22 protein-coding genes are annotated in these 24,326 nt (G+C 64.5%); 14 read left to right on the forward strand and 8 right to left on the reverse strand.

From position 1 onward, the window contains the following. Window positions 1–7 precede the first annotated feature (7 nt). Both AAEU42_RS02280 and AAEU42_RS02285 read left to right on the forward strand, forming a co-directional pair. Entirely contained in the window at window positions 8–1,393 is a 1,386-nt protein-coding gene (locus AAEU42_RS02280; RefSeq protein WP_342231903.1) for a sodium-dependent transporter, read from the forward strand. Window positions 1,394–1,546: 153 nt separating this feature from the next. Beyond that, complete coding sequence (locus tag AAEU42_RS02285; protein ID WP_342231904.1) at window positions 1,547–2,200, forward strand: helix-turn-helix transcriptional regulator; 654 nt, start codon at window positions 1,547–1,549, stop codon at window positions 2,198–2,200. Between the two features lie 45 nt (window positions 2,201–2,245). Here the strand turns inward: AAEU42_RS02285 and AAEU42_RS02290 are convergent, their stop codons facing one another. After that, window positions 2,246–2,917, reverse strand: coding sequence for a hypothetical protein (locus AAEU42_RS02290; protein ID WP_342231905.1), 672 nt, complete (start codon window positions 2,915–2,917; stop codon window positions 2,246–2,248). 166 nt (window positions 2,918–3,083) lie between these two features. On the opposite strand from AAEU42_RS02290, the gene udp reads away from it, so the two are divergent. After that, entirely contained in the window at window positions 3,084–3,848 is a 765-nt protein-coding gene (gene udp / locus AAEU42_RS02295; RefSeq protein WP_342231906.1) for a uridine phosphorylase, read from the forward strand. A gap of 228 nt (window positions 3,849–4,076) precedes the next feature. Here udp and AAEU42_RS02300 read toward each other — a convergent pair whose 3' ends face one another. Both AAEU42_RS02300 and AAEU42_RS02305 read right to left on the reverse strand, forming a co-directional pair. Next, complete coding sequence (locus tag AAEU42_RS02300) at window positions 4,077–4,904, reverse strand: SDR family NAD(P)-dependent oxidoreductase (protein ID WP_342231907.1); 828 nt, start codon at window positions 4,902–4,904, stop codon at window positions 4,077–4,079. A gap of 124 nt (window positions 4,905–5,028) precedes the next feature. Beyond that, on the reverse strand, window positions 5,029–5,973 hold the full coding sequence (locus AAEU42_RS02305; protein ID WP_342231908.1) for an L-lactate dehydrogenase: 945 nt from the start codon (window positions 5,971–5,973) through the stop codon (window positions 5,029–5,031). A gap of 225 nt (window positions 5,974–6,198) precedes the next feature. On the opposite strand from AAEU42_RS02305, the gene AAEU42_RS02310 reads away from it, so the two are divergent. From AAEU42_RS02310 to AAEU42_RS02325, 4 genes are read left to right on the forward strand one after another with little or no spacing between them, the layout of a single operon-like run. After that, window positions 6,199–6,567 (forward strand): ArsR/SmtB family transcription factor, encoded by a 369-nt coding sequence (locus AAEU42_RS02310; protein WP_342231909.1) that lies wholly within the window; start codon window positions 6,199–6,201, stop codon window positions 6,565–6,567. 39 nt (window positions 6,568–6,606) lie between these two features. Further along, the gene (locus AAEU42_RS02315) at window positions 6,607–6,825 is read left to right on the forward strand and encodes a cation transporter (RefSeq protein WP_342231910.1); all 219 of its coding nucleotides are present in this window, start codon (window positions 6,607–6,609) and stop codon (window positions 6,823–6,825) included. Beyond that, the gene (locus AAEU42_RS02320; protein WP_342231911.1) at window positions 6,825–7,445 is read left to right on the forward strand and encodes a class I SAM-dependent methyltransferase; all 621 of its coding nucleotides are present in this window, start codon (window positions 6,825–6,827) and stop codon (window positions 7,443–7,445) included. Before AAEU42_RS02315 ends, AAEU42_RS02320 begins: the two co-directional genes overlap by 1 nt. A gap of 13 nt (window positions 7,446–7,458) precedes the next feature. Further along, on the forward strand, window positions 7,459–9,342 hold the full coding sequence (locus tag AAEU42_RS02325) for a heavy metal translocating P-type ATPase (protein WP_342231912.1): 1,884 nt from the start codon (window positions 7,459–7,461) through the stop codon (window positions 9,340–9,342). Window positions 9,343–9,563: 221 nt separating this feature from the next. On the opposite strand, the gene AAEU42_RS02330 is transcribed toward AAEU42_RS02325, so the two are convergent. Further along, window positions 9,564–10,109, reverse strand: a complete 546-nt coding sequence (locus AAEU42_RS02330) for an ECF transporter S component (RefSeq protein WP_342231913.1) — start codon at window positions 10,107–10,109, stop codon at window positions 9,564–9,566. A 225-nt stretch (window positions 10,110–10,334) separates the two neighbouring features. Between AAEU42_RS02330 and AAEU42_RS02335 the strand changes: the two genes are divergently transcribed. Next, a complete protein-coding gene (locus AAEU42_RS02335) occupies window positions 10,335–10,880 on the forward strand; it encodes a DUF6199 family natural product biosynthesis protein (protein WP_342231914.1) in 546 nt (181 codons plus the stop codon). A 168-nt stretch (window positions 10,881–11,048) separates the two neighbouring features. On the opposite strand, the gene AAEU42_RS02340 is transcribed toward AAEU42_RS02335, so the two are convergent. Genes AAEU42_RS02340 through AAEU42_RS02350 form a run of 3 tightly spaced genes read right to left on the reverse strand, consistent with a single transcriptional unit; the run spans window position 11,049 to window position 13,170 of the window. Continuing rightward, the gene (locus AAEU42_RS02340; protein ID WP_342231915.1) at window positions 11,049–11,660 is read right to left on the reverse strand and encodes a sugar O-acetyltransferase; all 612 of its coding nucleotides are present in this window, start codon (window positions 11,658–11,660) and stop codon (window positions 11,049–11,051) included. After that, a complete protein-coding gene (locus AAEU42_RS02345; protein WP_342231916.1) occupies window positions 11,657–12,760 on the reverse strand; it encodes a uridine kinase family protein in 1,104 nt (367 codons plus the stop codon). The genes AAEU42_RS02340 and AAEU42_RS02345 overlap by 4 nt, the downstream gene beginning before the upstream one ends. Then, window positions 12,757–13,170, reverse strand: coding sequence for a DUF3842 family protein (locus tag AAEU42_RS02350; protein WP_342231917.1), 414 nt, complete (start codon window positions 13,168–13,170; stop codon window positions 12,757–12,759). The genes AAEU42_RS02345 and AAEU42_RS02350 overlap by 4 nt, the downstream gene beginning before the upstream one ends. A 194-nt stretch (window positions 13,171–13,364) precedes the next feature. Here AAEU42_RS02350 and AAEU42_RS02355 point away from each other — a divergent pair, with 194 nt between their 5' ends. The 4 genes from AAEU42_RS02355 to AAEU42_RS02370 all read left to right on the forward strand — a co-directional run bounded on the left by AAEU42_RS02355 (window position 13,365) and on the right by AAEU42_RS02370 (window position 20,823). Next, window positions 13,365–13,952, forward strand: a complete 588-nt coding sequence (locus AAEU42_RS02355; protein WP_342231918.1) for a TetR/AcrR family transcriptional regulator — start codon at window positions 13,365–13,367, stop codon at window positions 13,950–13,952. A 35-nt stretch (window positions 13,953–13,987) separates the two neighbouring features. Continuing rightward, window positions 13,988–16,399, forward strand: a complete 2,412-nt coding sequence (locus AAEU42_RS02360) for an efflux RND transporter permease subunit (RefSeq protein WP_425288192.1) — start codon at window positions 13,988–13,990, stop codon at window positions 16,397–16,399. After that, entirely contained in the window at window positions 16,386–19,613 is a 3,228-nt protein-coding gene (locus AAEU42_RS02365) for a peptidase (protein WP_342231920.1), read from the forward strand. The genes AAEU42_RS02360 and AAEU42_RS02365 overlap by 14 nt, the downstream gene beginning before the upstream one ends. A gap of 118 nt (window positions 19,614–19,731) precedes the next feature. Continuing rightward, window positions 19,732–20,823 (forward strand): glycerol dehydrogenase, encoded by a 1,092-nt coding sequence (locus tag AAEU42_RS02370; protein ID WP_342231921.1) that lies wholly within the window; start codon window positions 19,732–19,734, stop codon window positions 20,821–20,823. Between the two features lie 59 nt (window positions 20,824–20,882). On the opposite strand, the gene AAEU42_RS02375 is transcribed toward AAEU42_RS02370, so the two are convergent. Continuing rightward, window positions 20,883–21,851 carry a LysR family transcriptional regulator gene (locus AAEU42_RS02375; protein ID WP_342231922.1) on the reverse strand — a complete coding sequence of 323 codons (969 nt, stop codon included), beginning with the start codon at window positions 21,849–21,851 and terminating at the stop codon, window positions 20,883–20,885. Between the two features lie 146 nt (window positions 21,852–21,997). Between AAEU42_RS02375 and AAEU42_RS02380 the strand changes: the two genes are divergently transcribed. Together AAEU42_RS02380 and AAEU42_RS02385 are read left to right on the forward strand one after the other, a co-directional pair. After that, window positions 21,998–23,014, forward strand: coding sequence for a uroporphyrinogen decarboxylase family protein (locus AAEU42_RS02380; protein ID WP_342231923.1), 1,017 nt, complete (start codon window positions 21,998–22,000; stop codon window positions 23,012–23,014). A gap of 19 nt (window positions 23,015–23,033) precedes the next feature. After that, window positions 23,034–24,302, forward strand: a complete 1,269-nt coding sequence (locus AAEU42_RS02385; protein WP_342231924.1) for an L-cysteine desulfidase family protein — start codon at window positions 23,034–23,036, stop codon at window positions 24,300–24,302. Window positions 24,303–24,326: the final 24 nt, after the last annotated feature.

Here is a 24,326-nt window from a genome sequence, read left to right on the forward strand (position 1 = left end):
GGAACCCATGTCAAAAGAAGTATCCACAGCCAAAGTGACGCCTCCTGGTCAACGGGAGCAATTCGGCAGCCGCATCGCCTTCGTCCTGGCCTCTATGGGCGGAGCCATCGGCTTGGGAAATGTCTGGAAGTTCCCCTACATGGTCGGCCGCTACGGCGGCGCAGCGTTCATTGTCGTGTACATCATCGCCCTGCTCGTGATCGGCGCACCGGTGCTGATGACGGAGTTCGCCATCGGCCGGAAGACCGGCACCAGCTATACCAGCGCCCTCAAACAGCTCCTTCCGGGCACCAAGTGGTACCTGCTGGGCATCATCGGCGTCATCGCCCTGACCCTGACCCTGGGCTTCTACGGCGGGATCGCCGGCTGGACCGCGGCCTACCTGATCAAGTCCGTCACCGGTGCCTTTGTCGGGATGGATGCCGCCCAGGTGGGCGGGGTCTTCGGCGAGTTCATCGCCGACCCTGTCCAGGTCATCTTCTGGCTGGCGTTTATGCTGATCATCACCACCTTCGTCGTTGTGCGGGGGGTGAAGGGCGGCATTGAAAAGGTATGCAACGTCCTGCTCCCCGTCCTGTTCGTCATGATTATTTTCCTGGCCATCCGCTCCGTCCTGCTCCCCGGCGCCGGTGCGGGGCTGGAATTCTACCTCATGCCCAAGATCGAGAACCTCAACGGCGAAACCATTGTGGCCGGCGTGGGACAAGCGCTGTTCACCCTGGGGGTGGGCGCCGGCAACCTGGTGATCTACGGCAGCTACCTGGACCGGAAAAAGAGCCTAGGCAGCAGCACCATCATGGTGGGCCTGGGCGATACCATGGCCGCCATCCTCTTCGGCTTCATCATTTTCCCCGCCTGCGCCTCCTTCGGCATCGAGGCCGGCATGGGCCCCCCGCTGGTCTTCATCACCCTGCCCACCATCTTCGCCCAGATGAAGTTCGGCATGCTGTTTTCCACCATCTTCTTCCTGCTGCTCTTCTTCGCCTGCCTCACCTCCACCATCTGCATCATGGAGGCCATCGTGGGCTTCTTCACGGACGAGCTGAAGATCGAGCGGAAGAAAGCCACCATCATCGTGGCCCTTATCGTCTTTGCCGTGGGCGTGCTGATGATGCTCTCCTTCGGCCTGCTGTCCGGCGTGTCGATCTTCGGCCGCAGCATCTTCGACTTCACCAACGACGTGCTGGTCTCGGCCATCCTGCTGCCCCTGGGCGCCCTGATGATGATCATCCTGGTGGGCTGGGTCATCAAGCCCAAAGTCCTTGTGGATGAGATCAACCTGGGTGAGGGCATCAAGTTCAACCGCCTGTATGTCGTCCTGGTCAAGTACATCGTGCCAGTGGTCATTGCCGCGGTCTTTGTACAGCTGGTCGTCAACCTGATTTCTGCCTGAGCCATCGCTCTTCCTCTCTCCGGCCGGCGGCCCGCGCGTTACGCGCGGGCCGCCGGCCTCTTTTTGATCCCCTAGACTTTTCCATCCATTTATAGTATAATTAGTAAAAATTCCGCGTGGATATGGAACGCCCGTTGGGAGGAGACAGAGCCTATGTCGGAGAATATGGACCGCTTTTTGCCGCTGACCCAATTTATCGCCGAAATGATGGGGCCGGACACGGAGGTTATCCTCTATGAGGTGGAGACCCGTTCGGTTTACCATGTGGTCAATCCCTTTGACGAGGAGATGGTGGTGGGCAGTGAAATGCGTTCCCTGGAGCGCGGCTTTTTGGAGGAGCGGCGCTACGAGCGGAACGACTTTATCGTCAACTACCGGGCTTTGTCCAAACGAAAGAACAAGCTCAAGTCCGCCACCCTGTTCCTCCGCAACGACGCCCATGAGCTGATGGCGGTCCTCACGGTAAACCAAAATGTGGACCGGCTGGTGGAGCTGCGGGACCTGCTGAACGTCATGGTTTCCGGCCAGCACCCCTACGACGCCGAGCCCGGCACCTCCTTTTATAACAGCTTCGACATCTCGGTGGAGGGGATGGTCTCCCACACGATCCGGGACGAGCTGGACAAGTACCAGCTGGACCCCATCCGCCTCTCCCAGCAGGAAAAGCTGGAGATCGTCCGCAGTCTGGACCAAAAGGGCATCTTCCTGGTCAAAGGGGCCATCGCCGAGCTGGCCGAGTGCCTGCACACCACCGAGACCACCATCTACCGCTATCTGAACAAGCTGAACTCCGCCGAGAAGGAGTAAAGGAAAAGCCGCCCGGCAGACATTGGTCTGCCGGGCGGCTTTGGTTCAGATGGTCCACTGGCTGTGGATGGCGCCCACCAGGCGCCAGGTCCCCTGGTATTCCCGGAATACCAGCTTCAGAGAGCACCAGTCGAAGCCCTCGTTCACCGGGTCCAGGCCGGGGAAATAGTAGTCCACGAACCGGTCGCCGGGATAGGCGTCCGGGGCGTTTTCCAGGGCGTTGCCCGTCTCAAGCACCTGGTCGACCCCAATCATGGGGGCCTGGGTGTAGTCGGCGTTAAAGACATAGCTGGCAAAGTATTCCGCAATGGTGGCCACCAGGGGGCTGCCCCTGCCGTCCACCACGCCCCAGGTGTAGGAGCGGCTGTCCCCTCCGGCGGCGGCCAGCCGTTCCGGGGAGAGCACCAGGTCACTCTCGATGTCCACGGTGGAATAGGGGGTGAAGCGGACCCCCAGCTCCGGATGGGCCAGCTGGGCTAGAGCGGCGTAATCGGATTGTTTCAGGGCATCCAGAACGGCCTGGCCCTGTTCCAGCAGAGGGCCGTTGTCCCTGGTGTCCAGGGGGGCGGCTCCGGCGGGCAGCGGGGTGGGGGCGATGTTGAGCACGGCGGCCGCCGTCTGGAGGGGCAGGGCGGCGGGGAGAGCCTGACCCACGCCCAGGCCCAGGGCAGAACCCAGGACCAGGGAGAGCAGACAAAGGGGCACGGTCTTTTTCATAGGATCTTCCTTCCTTTGGGCAGTATACATTTTAGCCGATGGGAGAGGAAAAAACAACAACAAAAGGTTACAGACCGCGCCCGTCCTTTGTAGGAAACTTGCAAAGGGGAGGAAAAAGGAGTATAATCATTTTACAGTTCTCCAAAAAATAAATGAGGTGACACAAATGCAGGAACACGAGCTGCAGTTCCATATCCAGTGTAAAAAGGGCGACGTGGGCCGCTATTGCTTCCTCCCCGGCGACCCCGGCCGGTGCGAGAAGATCGCCGCCTATTTTGACGATCCCCATCTGGTTCACTCCAACCGGGAATACACCATCTACACCGGCACCCTTCTGGGGTCGAAGGTCTCGGTCTGCTCCACCGGCATCGGCGGGCCCTCCGCCGTCATCGCCATGGAGGAGCTCCACAATATCGGGGCGGACACCTTTATCCGGGTGGGCACCTGCGGGGGCATCAACCTGAAGGTCCAGGCCGACGACGTGGTCATCGCCACCGGCGCCGTCCGGCATGAGGGGGCCTCCCGAGAGTACGCCCCCATCGAGTTCCCGGCGGTGTCCGACTACCAGGTGCAGTCCGCCCTGGTCCAGGCGGCCAAGAACCTGGGCAAACCCTGGCACGCCGGGGTGGTCCAGTGCAAGGACTCCTTCTACGGCCAGCACGACCCCAAGCGGATGCCCGTCAGCTACGAGCTGCTGGCCAAGTGGGAGGCGTGGAAGCGCCTGGGGGTCCTGGCCTCCGAGATGGAGTCCGCCGCCCTCTTCTGCTGCGCCGCCGCCCTGGACGTGCGCTGCGGCTCCTGCTTCCACGTGATCTGGAACCAGGAGCGGGAGGCCGCCGGCCTGGACCAGAAGGAGAGCCACGACCTTGCCGCCGCCATCGAGGTGGGCATCGAGGCCGTCAAGCTCCTCATCCAGCAGGACAAGGCCTAAAAAGCCGGAAAGGCCCCCCGCCCGTAACGTCTATGTCCCCGTTGGCACCCCTTAAAAGCCTTCCCCTGGGGGAAGGTGCCCCAGCGCGCACGCTGGGGCGGATGAGGGGAACCTACCGCCAAGGACAGCCTCCCTTTATCACCATCCCACTAGTGAACGCCCCAAAAGAGAACCCCCGGCGGCCCGAAAGGGCCGCCGGGGGTTTTTGTATTAATGTATAGGAGAAACTCAGTACGCCGTCCAGCCGGCGTCGGTGGCGAAGGGCACACCGGTGACATACCCCGCGTCCTCAGAGGCCAGGAAGAGGATGGCCGCGGCCTGCTCTTCCGGGGTGGAGTTGCGCTTGAGGAGGGCCTGGGTCTTGCCGCCGATCATAGTGTCGGCCTTGGCCTCCTCCAGGGTCTTGCCCGCCGCCATGGCCGCCTGGATCTTCTCCTTCACCGCTACGGCGGAGGCGTCGGTCATGGGGGTGGTGGTGTTGGCGGGGTTCACGGAGTTAACCCGGATGCCGAAGGGGGCCAGGTCGCTGGCCATGGCCTTGGTCAGGCCGTTGACGGCGTGCTTGGAGGCCACATAGGCGGTGGCCCGGTAGAAACCGGTGAGGCCGGTGACCGAACCCACGTTGACGATGGAGCCGCCCTGCCCCCGGGCAATCATCCGCTTGGCCTCCTCCCGGCAGCAGAAGAAGATGCCGTCCAGATTGGTGGAGATGACCCGGTGCCACTCCTCGGTGGGCATCTCGTCGATGCGCTCGCCGTTGCCTACCACGCCGGCGTTGTTGATGGCGATGTCCAGGTCGCCCACCTTGGCGTCGATGGCGGCGAAGAGGGCCTTGATGTCCTCCTCTTTCGTCACGTCGGCGGCCAGGAAGATGGCCCTGCCGCCCCCCTTGACGATCTCGTCCACCACGGCGCCGCCCCGCTCGGCGTTCCGGCCGGCCACGATGACGTAGGCCCCCTCGGCCCCCGCCCGCAGGCAGACGGCCTTGCCGATCCCGGAGGTGCCGCCGGTCACCAGCATGGTCTTGCCCTCAAATCTTCCGGCAAATGTCTTCATATGTACGCTTCCTTTCCCTGTTTTGATTTTGTGCCCTTCTATCCCGGCACAGCGCAAACTATGATGGAAAGTCTACGCTGTACCGGAGGCTTTGTCAACAAAAGTGTGAAATTTTTAACACAATTTACAGCTGGAGGGTCCGGGCCACCTCTTCCAGGGTGGCGGCGGAGCGGCGGAACTCCGCGCGCTCCTCGTCGTTCATTTCGATCTCCAGCACCTTCTCCGCGCCCCGGCGGCCCACCACCGTGGGCACGCTCATGCACAGGTCGCCCACCCCATAGAGCCCGTGGAGATTGGTGGATACGGGCAGCACCGAGTGCTCGTCCCGGACGATGCACTGGGCGATGCGGGCCACCGCGGCGGCGATGCCGTAGTAGGTGGCGCCCTTTTTCTCGATGATCTCGTAGGCGGAATCCCGCACGTCGGTGTAGATGCGCTCCATGTTCTCCCGGTGCCGGGTGTGGCCGCACAGCTCACAGAAGTGGTCCAGATCCACCCCCGACACGTTGGCCCCGCTCCACACGGCCAGCTCGCTGTCCCCGTGCTCGCCGATGATGAAGGCGTGGACGCTCCGGCTGTCCACCCCCAGGTGCTCCCCCACCAGATACTTCAGCCGGGCGGTGTCCAGCACGGTGCCGGAGCCCAATACCTGCCGGGAAGGCAGGCCGGAGAGCTTTTGAGCGGCGTAGGTGAGGATGTCCACCGGGTTGGAGACCACCAGCAAAACGGCCTCCTTGTTATACTTGACGATCTCCGGGATGATGGAGCGGAAAATGCCCACGTTTTTGTGGACCAGGTCCAGCCGGGTCTCGTCGGGCTTCTGGGCGGCCCCGGCGGTGATGACGATGAGGGCGCACTCCCTGAGGTCGGAGTAGTCTCCTGCGTAAATCTTCATGGGCCGGGCGAAGGGGAGGCCGTGGGACAGGTCCATGGCCTCCCCCTGGGCCTTGTCCCGGTTGACGTCGATGAGGACCAATTCGGAAAAAACGCCGGTGTGCATCATGGCGAAGGCGGTGGAGGAGCCCACGAACCCGCAGCCGATGACGGCGGCCTTTTGAATGTTGACCATAGGATGAAACTCCTTTCAAAGACAGTGTTTTCAGTATGTCCGGCGGAAGATGCCGCCATTCATCCCTTAAATCATAGCACAATACTATGAATTTGAAAAGGAAAATTTTTCACAAAACAAAAAGCGGCTGAAAATAGTTTGGTCCCCTCTTGACAACAGGGAAAAGGAAGTGTATAATACAACATATGAACAATAGCTCATATGTTCAGAAAAGGAGGAGATACCATGACGGAAGACGAGCTGATGGAGCCGGAGCGCTGTGAGTACATCCATGTCCATGAGGAGATCGTGGCCCAGGTGAACGAGAACATGCCCGACGAGGAGACCCTCTACGACCTGGCCGACCTGTTCCGCATCTTTGCCGACTCCACCCGCATCAAGATCCTGTATGTCCTGTTTGAATCGGAGATGTGCGTGTGTGATATCGCCCAGCTTTTGGGCATGACTCAGTCCGCCATCTCCCACCAACTCCGCTCCCTGAAGCAGTCCAAGCTGGTGAAGGGCCGCCGGGACGGAAAGACCGTTTTCTATTCCCTGGCGGACAGCCATGTGCGTACGATCCTGGACCAGGGCATGGAGCATGTGAGCGAGTAAACGGGGACACCCTATATTGAATCGTTGGAGGGAACTACTATGAAAAAGCGCTACAAACTGACCGATCTGGACTGTGCCAACTGTGCCGCCAAGATGGAGGACGCCATCAACAAGATCGACGGCGTGACCGCCGCCACCGTCAGCTTCATCCAGCAGAAGCTCACCATCGAGGCCGACGACGCCCGGTTCGACGCCATCATGGCGGAGGTGGTGAAGGCCTGTAAGCGGGTGGAGCCGGACTGCGTCATCGAAATGTGATGGCCACGTTCTGGGACCGGATCGCGGGACTCTATGATCTGGCGGGGCGATGCAACCGGAGGGCCAACGCGGAGGCGGTCCGGCGGGTGGCGGCGGAGATATCCCCCGGCGCCCGGGTGCTGGACTGCGCCGCCGGCACGGGGAAATTTTCCCTGGCGGCGGCGGAGCGGGCGGGGAAGGTGCTGTGCACCGACCTGTCCGAGGCTATGCTGGATCGGGCCTTCCTCAAAGCCAAGCGCCTGGGCCGGACCAACCTGGCTTTTGAGGTCCGGGACCTGCTGTGCCTGCCGGACCGGGACGGCGCCTTCGATGCCGTGATCGCCGCCAACGTCCTCCACTTGCTGTCCCGGCCGGAGCAGGCGGTGGCGGAGCTGTGGCGGGTGGTGCGCCCCGGGGGGAAGCTGATCCTGCCCACCTACCTGCAGGGGGAGGCGGGGCCGGGGTTCCGGTTCCTGATCCGGCTCTACCGGCTGGCGGGGTTTTCTCCCAAGGTCCAATTTACGCTGGGCGGTTATGAGACATTTCTCCGCCGCTGCGGGCTGCCGGAAGCCGCCCCCACCCGAATCGAGGGGCGGCTTCCGGTGGGACTGGCGGTCCTGACCAAGCCCGCTACTATATAGAGGAGGGATACCCATGACCCCAAAACAAAAAAAGATGCTGGCCAGGATCGTCTCCGCCGCCGTGCTCTTCGTGGCGGCGGAGCTGGTGACCCGGGCGGCGGCGCTCCCCGGCTGGGGAAGGCTTCTGATCTTTCTGATCCCCTATTTCGTCATCGGCTGGGATATCCTCTGGCGGGCGGCGCGCAACATCGCCCACGGCCAGGTTTTTGACGAGAATTTCCTCATGGCCCTGGCCACCGTGGGGGCCCTGGCCATCGGGGAGTACCCGGAGAGCGTGTTCGTCATGCTCTTTTACCAGGTGGGCGAGTTCTTCCAGGGCTGGGCGGTGGGCCGCTCCCGCCAGTCCATCGCCGCCCTCATGGACATCCGCCCGGACTACGCCAACGTGGAGCGGGAGGGCAGGGAGGAGAAGGTGGACCCCGAGGACGTGTCCGTGGGGGAGACCATCCTCATCAAGCCCGGCGAGCGGGTGCCCCTGGACGGCGTGATCCTGGAGGGGACCTCCGCCCTCAACACCGCCGCCCTCACCGGCGAATCCCTGCCCCGTGACGTCCAGCCGGGGGATGATGTGATCTCCGGCTGCGTCAATCTCACCGGCTTGCTGCGGGTGCGCACCACCAAGGAGTTCGGGGACTCCACCGTCTCCAAGATCCTGGATCTGGTGGAGAACTCCAGCAGCAAGAAGGCCAAGGCGGAGCAGTTCATCACCCGCTTTGCCCGGTGGTATACCCCCGTGGTGGTCATTGGGGCCGTCCTGTTGGCGGTGATCCCGCCTCTGGTTACCGGCGGGGACTGGAGCAAGTGGATCGAGCAGGCCCTCATCTTCCTCGTCATCTCCTGCCCCTGCGCCCTGGTGATCTCGGTGCCCCTCACCTTCTTCGGCGGCATCGGCGGCGCCTCCAAGCAGGGGGTGCTGGTGAAGGGGAGCAACTACCTGGAGGCCCTGGCCCGGACCGATATCGTGGTCTTTGACAAGACCGGCACCCTCACCCGGGGGGTCTTCAACGTCACCGCCATCCACCCCGACCGGTGCTCCGAGCCCCAACTGCTGGAGCTGGCCGCCCTGGCCGAGAGCTATTCCAGCCACCCCATCGCCCGCTCCCTCCGGGACGCCTACGGCATGGACATGGACGAAAGCCGGGTCACCCACGTGGCGGAGATCGCAGGCCGGGGCGTCAAAGCCGAGATCGGTCCCGCCGCGGGGGAGGGCGGAGACGTCAGGACCGTCTATGTGGGCAACGATAAGCTGATGGAGGAGATGGGGGTCTCCTGGCACCCCTGCCACCACGTGGGCACCACCGTCCACGTGGCCGCGGAGGGGGAATACCTGGGCCATATCGTTATCTCAGACGAGGTCAAACCCGACGCCAAGGCCGCCGTCGCCGCCCTGAAGGCCGCCGGGGTCCGCAGAACGGTCATGCTCACCGGCGACGCCCAGGCCGTGGGGGAGGCGGTGGGAAAGGAACTGGGGCTGGATGAAGTCCACGCCCAGCTTCTCCCCGCCGGAAAGGTGGAGCGGGTGGAGGCCCTTCTGGGCCAGAAAGCGCCCAAGGGCACCCTGGCCTTCGTGGGGGACGGCATCAACGACGCCCCCGTCCTCTCCCGCTCCGACGTGGGTATCGCCATGGGCGCCCTGGGGAGCGACGCCGCCATTGAGGCCGCCGACGTGGTGCTGATGGACGACAAGCCCTCCAAGATTGCCGCCGCCATCTCCATCGCCCGGCGGACCCTGGTCATCGCCCGGCAGAACATCGTCTTTGCCCTGGCGGTGAAGGCCGTGTTCCTCATCATGGGGCTGTTCGGTGTGGCCAATATGTGGGAGGCCGTCTTTGCCGACGTGGGGGTGAGCGTCATCGCCATCCTCAACGCCACCCGGGCGCTGAAAACCAAGGAATAAAGGAAAGGCCCCCGTCCTTCGTGGACGGGGGCCTTTTTGCCGTTCCAACAAGGAAACGTCTTACGATCACGCCTGAAAGCCTTCCCCCGGGGTTGGCTGTCCGTTAGCGGCTGTGCCGCTTACGGACAGCTCATGCCCTGTGGGTAGAAGGTGTCAGCGGCTTCGCCGCTGACGGATGAGGGGAACCTTCCAAAGTCCCCCCAGCCTTCCCCTAAAGCCCCTCACGCCGCCACGGCGTAGGGGCTCTCCAGCAGCCGGGCCTTCTCCAGCAGCAGCACCAGCGGGGGCAGGGCCACCAGCTGGATGATGATGCCGGGCAGGGCGGTGACAAAGGCGGCGGAGACAAAGACGGCCATGGAATAGCTCCCGGCGGAGAACACCAGGGCGTTCATCACGCCGTAGACCACCCGGCCGATGAGCATGGCCCCGATGAGCTGGATGTAGAGGTCGGCGGGCCGCTTCCCAGTGTGGATCACCTGGGAAAGGACGCCCGAGATGAGGCCGTAGGCCGCCAGCTCGCAGACCATGGCGGGGAGCATGGCCGCCGGGGGCATCCCGGTGACGAGGCTGGAGAGCAGGGGGGTCAAAATCCCGCAGGCCAGCCCGAAGGGCCAGCCGCAGGCCAGGCCGCACAGCAGGACGGGGAGGTGCATAGGCAGAAGGATCTGCCCCGCCCGGGGGATGGAGTGGACGGTGATGGGGAGAATGACCCCCAGGGCCACGCAGAGGGCCGCCATGGCCAGGCGGCGGGTGGAAAATTGCTTCATTGAAAAACTCCTTCCGGCAAAAAACGCCGCAAAAACAGGGCCCCCTTCTGGGAGCCGCTGCCTTCGTGGCGTTTGTCGTAAAATATAGAATGCCCGCCGCCTTCATGGCGGCTTTTTGTTCTTGAGAATTTTACCAAATGGCCGGAAAAAAGTCAAGTCGGGCGGCTGTAATTGCCACAGGGCCCTAAAACTGATATAATGCCCCTATCAAAGGGGGGATCTGGCATGACAAAACGGGGCGTTTGCAAATGTCTCGTGCCGCTGCTGCTCGGCCTGCTCCTGCTGCTGGCCGGCTGTTCCGGTGAGCCGGCCGGCACCTATGAAGTCACCGTCGGCGAAAATACCTTTACGGTGGACCGGGAGGCCGGTACCATCTCCGGTGGCGGCCAGGTCTGCCGGTATACGGTGGAGGGGGACGAGATCAGGATCACCTATCCCGACGGGGCCTCTTACTTTGAAGCGCGGCATACGAACGGCTCTACGGCCGGTTGGAACGACCTCTATGAGAGCGGCTCCCGGGTGCCGGGAGAGGTCCTGACGGAGGCGCTGGCCCAGGAGGTTCCCAAGGCCTCCGGCGGGGGCGGGATGGCCCTGTTCGGCCTGCTCTTGATCGCTTTGGGGATCTGGAACGTGGCCTCGCCCCGTTCCGTCTGGTATTTGAGCTACGGCTGGCGCTACAAAGATGTGGAGCCTTCTGACGCGGCCCTGGTCCTGGGGCGGATCGGAGGCGGCGTCGGTATTGTGGCGGGGGCGGCGCTTTTGTTCCTGTGAAGTCCGGCCTTCCGGCGCGGCGGGGGTTCTCCGTGGGCCGCCGGACAAGCCTGACATGGCGCGTAAAATAAAAGGGAAATAGGAGGGGGCGGGCCATTTGGCCCGCCCCCTCCTGCTGTTATGAACCAAGGGCTCTATTGGGGCGTGCTGATCCCCAATGCCGCCCGCTTAGATTTCCGCCTGTTCCGCACGGTATTCCGCCGCCTGGGCTTCCCAGTACCGCCGGTCCGCTTCCGTGATGTCCCGAAGGATCCGGCAGGGATTCCCGGCGGCCACCACTCCGGAGGGGATGTCGTGGGTCACCACGCTGCCCGAGCCGATGACAACGTTGCTGCCGATGGTGACGCCGGGGTTGATGACGGTGTTTCCGCCGATCCAGACCGAGGAACCGATGGTCACCGGCCTGCCGTATTCCAGGTCGGTGTTGCGCACTCCGGCGTCGATGGGGTGTGCGGCGGTGTAGACGCACACCCGGGGGGCGAAGTAACAGTCGTCCCCGATGGTGATGGGGCACACGTCCAGCAGGATACAGCCGCAGTTGAAGTAGCAGTGCTTCCCGATGCGGATGTGGCTTCCATAGTCGCAGAAAAAAGGGGGCTCGATCCACGTGCCCGCCCCCAGTTCTCCGATGAGCTCCCGGAAGAGGGGCGGCAGGGCCTCCCGCTCCATGGCGGTGTTGATGGCCCGGGTGAGCCGCCATTTTCGGGCATGGTCGGCCGTCAGTTCCGGGTCATCTGCCCGGTAGAGCTTCCCCGCCAGCATCCGCTCCTTTTCCGTCATAGGGCCTCCTGCCCGGCGGGGAGGCGTGAGGTGTCCACCGCCGCGTCGCACTGGTCGGGGATGTGGAGGCCCTCAAAGTAGGCCTCCTCCAGGGGGATCCATTTTTCCCGGAACCGGGCCAGGCTCTCCGGTCCCTCCCGGCGCTCCAGCCGGGAGAGCTGGACCTGGGGCGAGCAGGTGAAGAAGAGGTGGACCTGGGAATAGCCCGCCAGGGCGGGGTGGAGGGAATAGCTGCCCTCCACGATGCTGAGCCGGCGGAAGGGGACGGTGACCGGGGGCCGCAGCTCCCCACTGGCGCAGTCGAAGGAGCGCAGCTCCACGGCCTCCCCACGGCTCAGGGGGGCGAAGAGCTCTTCCGCCGCCCGCTCGTAGTCCACATTGCCGCCGGGGGCGGACAGCCGCTCCGGGGTGCGTTTTTCCGGGGGCAGGAAGTAGTCGTCCATATGGAATACGCTGCAGTCGGGGAAGAGCTGGCTCAGCCGCCGGGCGAAGGTGGTCTTGCCGCTGGCGCAGCGGCCGTCCACCGCAACGATGACCGGGCCCCCGGCGGTCCGGAGGGCCTGGTCCACCGCCTGAAGGGCGGGGGCATAGCAGGCCAGGTCCCGGTCCACCACCCGGTAGTGGGGATGGTAGGCGTCGTGATAGGTCTCGCTGTGGTGGAGGGGCGGGCATCCCGCGGCGTCATAGCAGGTGAGAAAGACCTCCAGCTGGGCCCGGTCCAGGGGCAGTTCCCCGGCCCAGGCCATGCCCGCCAGGATGCCCAGCTTTTCCCACAGCCCTGCGGAGGTGCCCCGGGGGCGGGCGGAGTGAGCGAAGCACTTGGCCAGCAGGGGGAGGTCGGCCTGGGCCAGCCGCCGGGGGTCCAGGTGGAAACGGCATAGGCCGCTCCCGATGGCCTCGGCGGTGTAGGCGGGGGCGTAACCCTCGTTCTCCGCCTGGGAGAGCTCACCGGACAGCCGCTCCAGGACCTCCGCCTCCTGCCCGGCCAGGTGGCCGGGTCCGAACTCGCTTTGGTAGAGGAGCTTCACGTAGTCCCGGGCCTCCATCTTGGGGTAGCGCTGGGCGTGGAGGGCCAGGACCCGCTTCACGGCGGCGCTCATGCCCCCACCTCCGCGGCGGCCAGTTCCACAGCGTTTTGGAGGGCGTCCTCCAGCCTGCACCCGGCGGCCCCCGCCACCAGGATACCGCAGCTGGACACGGGGATGAGGATGCGGCGGGCGGTGGCGGCGGAAACGGCGGCGGCGATGGCGGGGCTAACCTCCCCCAGCAGGGAGTTGGCGGCCAGCAGGCCGATGGGCCCCAGGATCAGGTCGGCGTGGGCGGCGTTCCAGCAGACGGCGTTCTCCCCGGTGGCCCCCCGGTCTGCCCCCGCCTTGAGCATGGCGGAGGTGGCCAGGGCGTTGGTGCCCACCCCCCAGAGCTGGACGGCGCCCCCCAGCCGGGCTTTCAGACGGGCCACCAGGGTGGCCCCCAGGCCGCCCCCCTGGCCGTCGATGACGACGATGCGCATGTGTGTGTCCTCCTTTGTTCAGTGACGCTATTATATCCCAAGCCCGGCCGATGGGCAAGACTGGATCATGGAACATGCGTTTTTGGTGAAAGATCACAAGTTCCGTCAAAAAAGCAGTTACAAAACACGTGTTGCGTATCTTGACGGATGGCGGCAGGCGTGGTAACCTGTATCCAGAAAGGATGTGATGGAGCGTGTCAAAGGTGACGGAAACGCCCCGGGAGGACCTGCGGCAGCGCAGAAGCAAACAGCATATGTCGGAGGCCCTGCTGGGACTGATGGCCGAGCGGCCCTACCGGGAGATCTCCGTGGTGGACATCTGTGAGCGGGCCATGGTCCACCGCACCACATTTTACGCCCACTTTGAGGATAAGAACGCCCTGTTCCGCTATGTGCTCCAGGAGCTCCAGCGGGGCTTTGAGGAAGAGCAGGCCGCCCTGGCGGGGCAGGTGGATCTGCGGGCCTTCCTGCTGGCGGAATTCCACAGCGCCCTGCGCTTTTTGAAGGAGCACCGGCAGATCTACCTCTCCGGCCTGGCGGGGGGCGGCCACGAGCTGAGGATGGTGGAAGACACCGCCGCCGAGTGGCTGACCCGCCGGTTCCGGGAGGAGGGGGTCACCGCCGGGGAGACCCTGGACCCTGAGCTGGCCGGGCAGTTCTACGCGGGCGCCCTGCTGACGGTGGTGCGCTGGTGGCTGGAAAACGGGATGACCATGGACGAGGCCGAGCTGGTGAAACAGGTGGAGCGGCTCCTGCCCAGACAGGAGGAGGAACGCGGGTGACGGATCTGGAGGAAGAGAAGAAGTCGGAGAGCGTGATGGTCAAGCTCTCCCGGTTCATCGTGGACAAACGCAAGGCTTTTTTTCTGGTGTTCATCATCGTTGCGGTGTTCTGCGCCAGCTCCATCAGCAAGGTGAAGGTCAACGACGATATCACCACCTACCTGCCGGACACCACCGAGACCCGGCGGGGGCTGACCATCATGGACGAGGAGTTCGTCACCTACGGCACCGCCCGGGTGATGCTCTCCAACATCACTTACGACCAGGCCCGCAATGTGGCCGACACTCTGGAGCTCATCGACGGGGTCACCGAGGTGGCCTTTGACGATACGGAGGACCACTATCAAAACGCCTCCGCCCTCTTTGACGTGACCTTTGACGGCGAGGCCGGCGACCCGGCGGCCATCGCCGCCATGGACGAGGTGCGGGAGCAGGTCTCGGGCTACGACGCCTCCATCTCCACCGAGGTGGGACTGGACACCTCCGCCCAGCTCCAGAAGGAGATGGGGGTCATCCTGGTCATCGCCGCCGCCGTCATCGTGGCGGTGCTGCTGTTCACCTCCAAGAGCTATATGGAGGTGCCGGTGTACATCATCGTTTTTGCCGTGGCCGCCGTGATGAACATGGGCACCAACTACTGGTTCGGCACCATCTCCTTCATCACCAACGCCATCGCCGTGGTCTTACAGCTGGCGCTGGCCATCGACTACGCCATCATCTTCTGCCACCGGTACATGGAGGAGCGGGACAACGGCCTGGACGCCCGGGAGGCGGACATCGCCGCCCTCTCCAAGGCCATCGTGGAGATATCATCCTCCTCCCTGACCACCATCTCCGGGCTGGTGGCCCTGATGCTGATGCAGCTGCGCATCGGCTTCGATATGGGCATCGTGCTGGCCAAGGGCATCATCTGTTCCATGATCGCGGTGTTCTGCCTGATGCCGGGGCTGCTGATGCTCTTCAACAAGCCCATTGAGCGCACCCGCCACAGCGACCTGATGCCCCACATCACCCTCTGGGGCAGGGCCATGGTGAAGGTCCGCTTCATCCTGCCCCCCATCTTCATCGCCGTCACCGTGGCCTGCGTGTTTTTCTCCAACAACTGCGCCTATGTCTTTTCCACCAACTCCATCAACGGGGCCAACCTGCCCGACTACCGGATCGCTGCGGACAAGATCGCGGCCACCTTCGGCCAGAGCAACACCATCGCCATGCTGGTGCCCAAGGGGGACTATGAGAAAGAGGGGGCCATCCTCCGGCAGGCCGAGGCCCTGCCCGATATCCGCACGGCCACGGGCCTTGCCAACGTGGAGGCCGACGACGGGCGGATGATCACCGACCGGATGAACCCCCGGCAGTTCGCCGAGCTGGCCGGAGTGGACGTGGAGCTGGCCCGGCTCCTCTATCAGGCCTACGGCCTGTCCCAGGAGGAGTATGGGGCCATCTTCCAAAACCCCGACGACTACTCCGTCCCCGTCATCAAGGTATTCAACTTCCTCCTGGAGCAGAAGGACAAGGGGGTGGTGAACCTCTCCGGCGAGCAGGAGGAGAAGGTGGAGGACCTGCGGGACCAGCTGGACGCGGGCCTGGCCCAGCTGGAGGGGGAGAACTGGTCCCGGCTGGTGTTCACCGCCGACACCCCCGAGGAGGGGGAGGAGCCCTTCGCCCTCCTGGATGAGCTGCGGGCCATCGCCAGCCGGTATTACGGGGAGGACGTGATCCTGGTGGGCAACTCCACCAACGCCCGGGACCTGTCCGAGTCCTTCTCCGGGGACAATCTGAAGATCTCGGTGCTCACCGCCCTCTTCGTCATGGTGATCCTGCTGTTCACCTTCAAGTCGGCGGGGCTGCCCGTGCTGCTGGTGCTGACCATCCAGGGCTCCATCTGGATCAACTTTTCCTTCCCCTACCTCCAGGGGACCAATATGTTCTTCCTGGCCTACCTGGTGGTCAGCTCCATCCAGATGGGTGCCACCATCGACTACGCCATCGTCATCACAAACCGCTATCTGGAGCTCAAGGGCCTCATGGGGGACCGGCGGGAGGCCATCGTCACCGCCCTGGACCAGTCCTTCCCCACAGTGTTTACCTCCGGCTCCATCATGACGGTGGCGGGCTTCCTCATCGGCAAGCTGTCCACCGACTCCACCATCTCCTCGGTGGGGCTGGCCCTGGGCCGGGGCACCCTCATCTCCATTATCCTGGTGATGACCGTGCTGCCCCAATTCCTGCTGCTGGGGGACAGCCTGATCGAGCGCACCGCCCTCACCCTGAACCGCAGCCGCAACAAGCGGTTCGACCAGGGGACCATGCGGCTGGACGGCCACGTGCGGGGCCATATCGAGGGCTTTGTGGACGGCGAGTTCAAAGGGGTGATCCACGGCAGCGTGGATGCCCTGATCGAGAGCAAATATCAGGGAAAGGAGCGGGACCATGAAGACGAGTAAACGGATATGCGCCGCCGCTCTGGCCCTGCTGCTGTGTCTGGGGCTGCTGCCGAGCCCCGCCCTGGGGGCGGGGGACACGGTGGAGATCGCCACCCCCCACGATCTGGTGGCCCTGGCGGGAAAATGCGCCCTGGACACCTGGACCGAGGGGAAGACGGTGGTGCTCACCGCCGACATCGACCTCACCGCCGTGCCCTTTTCCCCCATCCCCGTCTTTCAGGGGACCTTTGAGGGGAACGGCCACGCCATTACCGGCCTGCGGCTCACCGGGAAGGGCTCCCGGATGGGGCTGTTCCGGGAGATCGGGGCGGCGGGGACGGTCAAAAATCTCACCGTGGAGGGCGTCGCAGCCCCCGGCGGGAGCAAGTCCTCCGTGGGGCTGCTGTGCGGGGAGAACGCCGGGGTCATCTGGGGCTGCTCCGTCTCCGGCTCCGTCACCGGGGAGAGCGACGTGGGGGGAGTCGTGGGCGTCAACACCGGCACCGTGGAGCGGTGTGGGGCCGACGTCACCGTCACCGGCGTGGAAAATACCGGCGGGGTGTGCGGGCGGAACACCGGGCTGCTTTTTGCCTGCTCCAATCGGGGAGAGGTGAACACCGCTCCCGCCAGCGAGAGTTTGACCGACCCTGTCATGAACACCGGCGGCGTGGTGGGGAAGAGCACGGGGGCTGTCGCCGGGTGCGAGAACCGCGCCCAGGTGGGGTACCCCCACACCGGCTACAACGTGGGGGGCGTGGCGGGGCTCCACTCCGGGAACCTGTCGGGCTGCTCCAACTACGGAGAGATTTTGGGCCGCAAGGGCGTGGGCGGCGTGGCTGGCCGGTTCACGCCGGACACCGACATCGTCTACGGCCAGGACCCGGTAAAGGCACTGAATTCCGCTCTCTCCGGCCTCTCCGGGCTCCTCACCACCCTGTCGGGGCAGATGTCCGACACGGCGGGGGCCAGGGTGGACGACCTGGAGGCCATTTCCGGCGAGCTGGACGCCCTGCGGGGCGCCGCCTCCGCCGGGCGGGAGCAGGGGAGCGGCGACGCCCGGGCTGCGTTGGACAGCGTCTATGACCGGGTGCAGTCCATCAACGACGGCGCCGACGCCGTCAACGACAGCTTCCGGCGGTTTTCCGACGACGCCAACGGCCAGCTGGACGACCTGACAGAGCACATGGACCAGCTCCGCGCCGGGCTGGACGCCCTGGCCGACGCTCTGGACGGCGGGCTGGGGGAGGCCGCAGACCAGCTGGAGTGGTACACCGGCGCCATCCAGAGCAGTGTCAGCGCCATCCGCGGCGCCATGGACGGGCTGTCCTCCGACCTGGGGAAGGTCGACAGCTTTCTCAATACCGCCGCCGCGATCCTCCAGGGGGACGACGGCCTGCTGGAGAAGCTCTCCCAGCTGGAGACGGCTGCCCAGAAGCTCAAAGGCATGGACCTGGGGAGCCATCTGAAGCGGATGGGCTCCGCCATCGACGCCATCGGGAGGGATCTGGCGGACCTGGCTGAAGCGCTGAACGACGCCTACGGCGACGCCAGCTCGGACGCCCAGGCCGCCCGGAAAAAGATCGACAGGGCCGCCGACGGCGTGTCGGAGGATCTGCGGGGGCTGAACACGACCTTCAAGACCCTGAGCGACCAGGTTTCCGGGCAGCTGAAGAGCATCAACGGCGACATGGACGCCATCGAGGACACCTTGAAAAACTGGGCCGACCAGATCGACACGGTGGGCACCGCCACCCTGGACGACGTCGACGCCCATCTGGACGCCATCAGCGGACAGATCGACAAGCTCACCAGCGGGGCCCGGTCCTCCAATGAGTCCATCCACACCACCACCGACGCCATCATCCGCCAGCTGGAGGCGGTGCGGCTGGCGGCCAACGGCCTTACCGAGTCTCCCGAGTATACGGTGGACGACCGCTCCGACCAGGAGAGCGGGGAGGACGGGCTGGTCCTCTCGGCCCAAAACCTGGGGGAGATCACCGGCGACGCCAACGTGGGCGGCATCGTGGGCATCATCTCCATCCAGCTCTCCGACGACCCGGAGGACGAGCTGGACTGGGATAGTGACGAGGCCGGCGTGCTGGCCGACGTCACCGCGGTGGTGCGGGCGGCGGTGCGCGCCTGTGAGAACACCGGGGCGGTCACCGCTAAGAACGAGTGCGCCGGGGGCATCGTGGGCCGCTCCGACATGGGGGCGGTGCTGGACAGTCTCAACACCGGCGATGTGACGGTGGAATCCGGCTCCAGCTGCGGCGGCGTGGCGGGCCTCTCCCGGGGCATCATCCGCCGCAGCGGCGCGCTGTGCCTCCTCACCGGGGAGGACGGCGTGGGGGGCATCGCCGGGGAGGGCAGGGACCTCTCCGACTGCCGGGCCATGGTGACGCTGGACGCCGTGGGCGAGAAGCTGGGCGCCATTGCCGGGTGGGCCGACGGGGAGCTGTCGGGAAACTACTCGGTGCGGGAGGGCCTGGGGGCGGTGGACGGCACCGACCTGGCCGGCCGGGCCCAGGGCCTTCCTTACGAGGAATTTTCCGCCCTGGAGGGGCTTTCTGAGGTGTTCCGCCGCTTTGTCCTCACCTTCCGCGCGGAGGGTCAGGTGGTGAAGGAGGTGCCCTTTTCCTATGGGGGCAGCATCTCCGCCGGGGACGTGCCCGAGGTGCCCAAGCGGGACGGCTGCTACGCCGCCTGGGAGGAGTTTTCAACCGCCGGGCTGCGCCGCAGCCGGATCATAGAGGCGGTCTACACCCCTTGGGAGAGCACCATCTCCTCGGGGGGAAACAAGCCTGCCATGCTGGCGGAGGGGAGCTTTTCCCCGGCGGCGGCCATCGCCCTGGGGGACTGGGCGCCGGAGACGGCGGGCCGGGGGAAGACCCTGGCCGCCAGCTGGAGCTACGCGGTCACCGACTCTGAGCGGGCGGTGGAGGGCACGCTCCGGGTCCGGGTGCTGGCCGAGACCGGCGGAGACAAGGCCGTGGCCGCCCTGTGGCGGGACGGGGCCCTGGTCCCGGTGGAGAACGCCGTCCGGGACGGGAGCTATCTGGTGTTCGACGCCCCTTCCAGCGGGCAGGTGGCCATCCTGGCCCCCGCGGGTGCTCCGGCGGGACTGCTGGCGGCGGCCGGCGGGATTGCGGCGCTGGCGGCGGCGCTCCTCATCCGAAAGGGGAGGAAAGGGCGCAAAAGGCGGAAGACGGCGGAAGAGGAGACGGCCGCCGTGTAATACCGCCTTGGAACGGGCCTCTTTTCTTGACACTCCGGCCGTGAAGATGATAAAATCACTGCGTATCAAAACAGGGAAAATTTAGTTTACATAATTTAAAAGTGAAGGAGTGTCGGTCATGTCTATCGGGATCAAAGCCCCCTGTAAGTACAGCCAGGGGAAGGGGGAGCTCGGCAAGCTGGGGCTCAACGTGAAGAAGATGGGGAACAAGTTTTTCCTCCTCTGCACGGCCAACACCCGTAAGCGGGTGGGGGAGATCATGGAGGAGTCTTTGAAGAGCGTGGAAAAGGAGTATATTTTCTGCGACTTCAACGGCGAGTGCTCCAAGGCGGAGATCAGCCGGGTGATGGAGGAGTTCGAGAAGGCGGGCTGCGACGTGATGGTGGGGGCCGGCGGCGGCAAGGTCATCGACACCGCCAAGGCCGCCGCCGAAAACCTGGGGGGCAAGCCGGTGGTCATCATCCCCACCGTGGCCTCCAACGACGCCCCCTGCTCCGGCGTGGCCGTCATCTACAATGAGGAGGGCGTGGTGGTCAAGGCCCTGCTGACCAAGAAGAACCCCGACCTGGTGCTGGTGGACACCGACATCATCGCCCACGCCCCCGCCCGGCTGCTGGTGGCCGGCATGGGCGACGCCCTGGCCACCTGGTTCGAGACCCGGGCCTGCAAGCGCTCGGGCGCCAAGAACATGGCCCGGGGCCTGTGCTCCAACACCGCCTACATGATGAGCAAGCTGTGCTACGACCTGCTGATCCAGGACGGCGTGGCCGCCCTGGAGGCGGTGAAGCGCCAGGAGGCCGATGAGCATCTGGAGAACGTGGTGGAGGCCAGCATCTACCTCTCCGGCGTGGGCTTTGAGAGCGGCGGCCTGGCCGCCGCCCATGCCGTCAACGACGGCTTCGCCTACGTCCCCGCCGCCCACGGCATGTATCACGGGGAAAAGGTGGCCTACGGCCTGCTGGTCCAGCTCCTGCTGGAGAAGGCCCCCCAGAGCGAGTGGGACGAGGTGTTCGGCTTCTGCAAGGCCGTGGGCCTGCCCACCAAGCTGGCCGACCTGGGGGTCACCGAGGTGAAGGAGGAGGAGATCCGCAAGGTGGCCGAGGCCGCCTGCGTCCCCACCCAGTCCACCAAGAACGTCCGGGCGGACATCACCCCGGAGGAGGTCTACGAGGCCATCATGAAGGTGGACGAGATCGGCCGTAAGGGCTGAGCGCGCTTCAATCACATAAAAAAAGACCGGGCGGATCATTTCGATCCGCCCGGTCTTTTTTATGTGTGGGGAGGCGTCCGGCGGGTGGTCTCCTCCAGAAAGCGGTCGGCCGCCTCCTGGATGGACCTGACCAGCTCCCGGAGGGCGGGGTACTGGTCGCAGGCCTTCTTGGAGTAGAACAAGAGAAAATCGCCGTGGGTGATGGGGCTTTGAAGGGGGATGTAGATCAGCTCCCGATTGGCGACCCCCTCGTACCGGTTCAGGGCAGGGTAGTAGGAGAGGGCGTAGGCCTCCGGGTGATTGTGGACCAGGTTGATCACGCTGTCCACGGACTCGACCTGGAGGACCTGGTGGGGGGAGACGGTGGAGATGATGTCGTTCAATATGGGGGTGAGGAAAGCCGGGGAGCAGTCGGGGGGCATCCTGAGCTCCGGCAGGACGAGATAAAAGGATTTCAGATCCTCCGGCGTCACCGAGCTCCGCTGGGCCAGACGGCTGTTTTTATTGACGAGACAGCCGTACTCGCCGTGGAACAGGACGACGGGCGGGTTCCCCTGGGCGGCGGTGTACTTCTGGAGCTGCTCGCTCTTTCCGCAGATAAACATGGCGAGAGCCGGTTTCTCCAGGTCCGGGGTGATATAGCGCTCCGGGATCGCCGTGACGACACAGTTGATGTTGACGTCCGGGTACAGCTTCTTGAACCGCAGGACGATGTCGGGCAGAAGAAAATTGGGGAAGGAGGCGTGGATGTAGATGTCCACCGTCTGGAGGTCGCGCTCCTTGGAGAGCCCCAGCCAGCCGTTATAATAGGCCAAGATCTGCTTGGCCTCCGGCAGAATCTTTTTTCCGGCCTCGGTCAGGGCGATCCCGGACCTGTTTCGGGCAAAGAGGGGGACGCCGATCTCATTTTCAAACAGTTTCAGGGCCTTGGTCAGACTGGGCTGGGCCACGTAAAGCTTTTGGGCGGCTTCGTTGATGGAATGGGATTCCGCCAGGACGACAAAGTATTCCAGCGTTTGCAGTTTCAAGGCTTTTCCCCCATTCGGCCGTTATAGCTTTTTTTCATATGCGGAATATTTTTATATATTATACAAAACTTTTTCTCTATGATACCCTGAATGTGGCAGTAATGTCAAATAGAAAATCTCAAAATGAGAAAGGGGTTATCTTAAAAATGACGAAGCGTGAAAGATTCATGAACTTCCTGGAGAGCAAGCCCGTGGATCGTGTCCCCGTCGCCTTTTTCCACCACTTCTGCCCTCCCAATGAGTGGGGCCGGGGCATGGAGAACAGCGAGGCCTTCGAGCGCAACATCATCGGCCACAAGCTGGCCCGGGAAAAATTTGATCCCGACGTTATCAAGATCATGAACGACACCCTGATGATCATGCCTGTGGACGTCTCCGGCGTCAAGTGCGCCGCCGACCTGCGCAGCGTCCACGCCCCTTCCCTGGATTCCGATTTCGCCAAAAAGACCCTGGAGCTGACCACCCGGGTGCGGGCCTTCTATGCCGATTCCGACGCCCCCGTCTACGCCACCGGCTTCTCCCCCTCCATGGTGCTACGCAACAGCCTGGGGGGCGGCGGCGTCCCCGGTGAGACCGACGAGTCCCGCCTGCTGGGCTACATGGCCGAGGACCCCGAGGCCGTGGCCGCCGCCATCCGGAACATCGGTGACGACATCGCCGCCATCAACGAGATGCTCATCAAGCAGGGCGGCGTGGACGGCATCTACTTCAGCGTCAGCAACCAGAACGGCTTTTTCACTGACGACTTCTACCGCACCTACGTGGCCCCCGCCGAGCGGGAGGTCATGGCCAAGGCCAACAAGCTCAGCAAGATCAACCTCCTGCACATCTGCGGCTACCACGGCCGGGCCAACAACCTGGCTCTCTTCCTGGACTTTGACGCCGCCGCCTACAACATCGCCGTTTTCGCCGAGGGCGTGTCCCTCAGCGCCGGCAAGCGCCTTCTGGGCGGCAAGCCCGTCTTCGGCGGCTTCGCCCAGGACACCGTCATCTACAAGGGCACCAAGGAAGAGGTCAAGGCGGCCACCTGGAAGATTCTCGACGAGTGCGGCCAGATCGGTGTCATGATCGGCGCCGACTGCACGGTCCCTAACGACATCGACGACTCCCGCCTCAACTGGGTCCGGGAGGCCGCCGAGGAATACGCCGCCAAAGCCAAATGATGAAGGAGTGTCCAAAGCTATGCTGAATCCCGACGTCCAGGCGGCCTTTCTGGCCATTCTGGAGGAGGAGCTGGTACCCGCCACGGGGTGCACCGAGCCCATCGCCATCGCCTACGCCGCCGCCAAGCTCCACCAGGTGCTTGGCGCGGCGCCGGAGAAGGTGCTGGCCGAGGTCTCCGGCAACATCCTCAAGAACGTGAAGAGCGTGGTGGTCCCCAACACCGGCGGGCTCAAGGGCATCAAGGCCGCCATCGCCGTGGGCATCGTGGCCGGCGACGCCGACAAGGAGCTCCAGGTCATCTCCTCGGTGCCCCAGAGCCTCCACGCCGCCATCGCCGCCTATGCCGGCACCACCCCCATCGACATCACCTGTCCCGACACCCCCCACCTGCTGGACATCAAGCTCACCGGCTGGGCCGGGGACCACAGCGCCGCGGTCCGCATCGCCGACCACCACAGCAACGTGGTGTATCTGGAGAAGGACGGCCAGGTCCTGCTGGAAAAGCCCCTGGCGGGTCCCGCCGCCGGCGGCGCGGACAAGAGCCTGCTGACCCTCCAGAACATCCTGGACTTCGCCAACGAGGTGGACCTCTCCCTGGTCCGGGAGCTGCTGGACCGGCAAATCCAGTACAACAGCGCCATCGCCGAGGAGGGCCTGAAGAACAACTGGGGGGCCAACATCGGCTCCACCCTGCTGGGCAATTACGGCGACGACATCAAAATTGAGGCCCGGGCCTGGGCCGCCGCGGGCTCCGACGCCCGGATGAGCGGCTGCGAGATGCCGGTGGTCATCCTCTCCGGCTCCGGGAACCAGGGCATCACCGCCTCCCTGCCCGTCATCCGCTACGCCAAGCATCTGGGCGCCAGCCAGGAGCAGCTCTACCGGGCCCTGCTGGTGAGCGACCTGGTGACCTGCTACCAGAAGGCGGGCATCGGCGTGCTGTCCGCCTACTGCGGCGCCATCAGCGCCGGGGTGGGCGCCGGGGCGGCCATCGCCTACCTCCAGGGCGCCGGCCACGACGCCATCGCCCACACCATCGTCAACGCCGTGGCCATCCTGTCGGGCACCATCTGCGACGGGGCCAAGCCCTCCTGCGCGGCCAAAATCGCCGAGAGCGTGGACGCGGGCATCCTGGGCTACCAGATGTACCTCAGCGGCCACAATTTCCAGGGCGGCGACGGCATCCTGGGTCCCGACCTGAACAGCACCGTCACCAACGTGGGCGTGCTGGCCCGGGAGGGTATGCAGGGCACCGACCGCACCATCCTTAAAATCATGACCCAGTAAATCTCCCCGTGTCTGTCCTGTGTC

This window comes from Pseudoflavonifractor phocaeensis (genome assembly GCF_038439875.1).
Classification (GTDB): domain Bacteria; phylum Bacillota; class Clostridia; order Oscillospirales; family Oscillospiraceae; genus Vermiculatibacterium.

Bases quoted from the DNA above. Each gene is read 5' to 3' on its own strand.
- AAEU42_RS02365 (WP_342231920.1), top strand. From the start codon at position 16,386: ATGAAGACGAGTAAACGGATATGCGCCGCCGCTCTGGCCCTGCTGCTG.
- AAEU42_RS02315 (WP_342231910.1), top strand. From the start codon at position 6,607: ATGAAAAAGCGCTACAAACTGACCGATCTGGACTGTGCCAACTGTGCC.
- AAEU42_RS02290 (WP_342231905.1), bottom strand. From the start codon at position 2,917: ATGAAAAAGACCGTGCCCCTTTGTCTGCTCTCCCTGGTCCTGGGTTCT.
- AAEU42_RS02325 (WP_342231912.1), top strand. From the start codon at position 7,459: ATGACCCCAAAACAAAAAAAGATGCTGGCCAGGATCGTCTCCGCCGCC.
- AAEU42_RS02370 (WP_342231921.1), top strand. From the start codon at position 19,732: ATGTCTATCGGGATCAAAGCCCCCTGTAAGTACAGCCAGGGGAAGGGG.
- AAEU42_RS02380 (WP_342231923.1), top strand. From the start codon at position 21,998: ATGACGAAGCGTGAAAGATTCATGAACTTCCTGGAGAGCAAGCCCGTG.
- udp (WP_342231906.1), top strand. From the start codon at position 3,084: ATGCAGGAACACGAGCTGCAGTTCCATATCCAGTGTAAAAAGGGCGAC.
- AAEU42_RS02360 (WP_425288192.1), top strand. From the start codon at position 13,988: ATGGTCAAGCTCTCCCGGTTCATCGTGGACAAACGCAAGGCTTTTTTT.
- AAEU42_RS02350 (WP_342231917.1), bottom strand. From the start codon at position 13,170: ATGCGCATCGTCGTCATCGACGGCCAGGGGGGCGGCCTGGGGGCCACC.
- AAEU42_RS02345 (WP_342231916.1), bottom strand. From the start codon at position 12,760: ATGAGCGCCGCCGTGAAGCGGGTCCTGGCCCTCCACGCCCAGCGCTAC.
- AAEU42_RS02320 (WP_342231911.1), top strand. From the start codon at position 6,825: ATGGCCACGTTCTGGGACCGGATCGCGGGACTCTATGATCTGGCGGGG.
- AAEU42_RS02305 (WP_342231908.1), bottom strand. From the start codon at position 5,973: ATGGTCAACATTCAAAAGGCCGCCGTCATCGGCTGCGGGTTCGTGGGC.
- AAEU42_RS02300 (WP_342231907.1), bottom strand. From the start codon at position 4,904: ATGAAGACATTTGCCGGAAGATTTGAGGGCAAGACCATGCTGGTGACC.
- AAEU42_RS02310 (WP_342231909.1), top strand. From the start codon at position 6,199: ATGACGGAAGACGAGCTGATGGAGCCGGAGCGCTGTGAGTACATCCAT.
- AAEU42_RS02335 (WP_342231914.1), top strand. From the start codon at position 10,335: ATGACAAAACGGGGCGTTTGCAAATGTCTCGTGCCGCTGCTGCTCGGC.
- AAEU42_RS02280 (WP_342231903.1), top strand. From the start codon at position 8: ATGTCAAAAGAAGTATCCACAGCCAAAGTGACGCCTCCTGGTCAACGG.
- AAEU42_RS02285 (WP_342231904.1), top strand. From the start codon at position 1,547: ATGTCGGAGAATATGGACCGCTTTTTGCCGCTGACCCAATTTATCGCC.
- AAEU42_RS02385 (WP_342231924.1), top strand. From the start codon at position 23,034: ATGCTGAATCCCGACGTCCAGGCGGCCTTTCTGGCCATTCTGGAGGAG.
- AAEU42_RS02340 (WP_342231915.1), bottom strand. From the start codon at position 11,660: ATGACGGAAAAGGAGCGGATGCTGGCGGGGAAGCTCTACCGGGCAGAT.
- AAEU42_RS02330 (WP_342231913.1), bottom strand. From the start codon at position 10,109: ATGAAGCAATTTTCCACCCGCCGCCTGGCCATGGCGGCCCTCTGCGTG.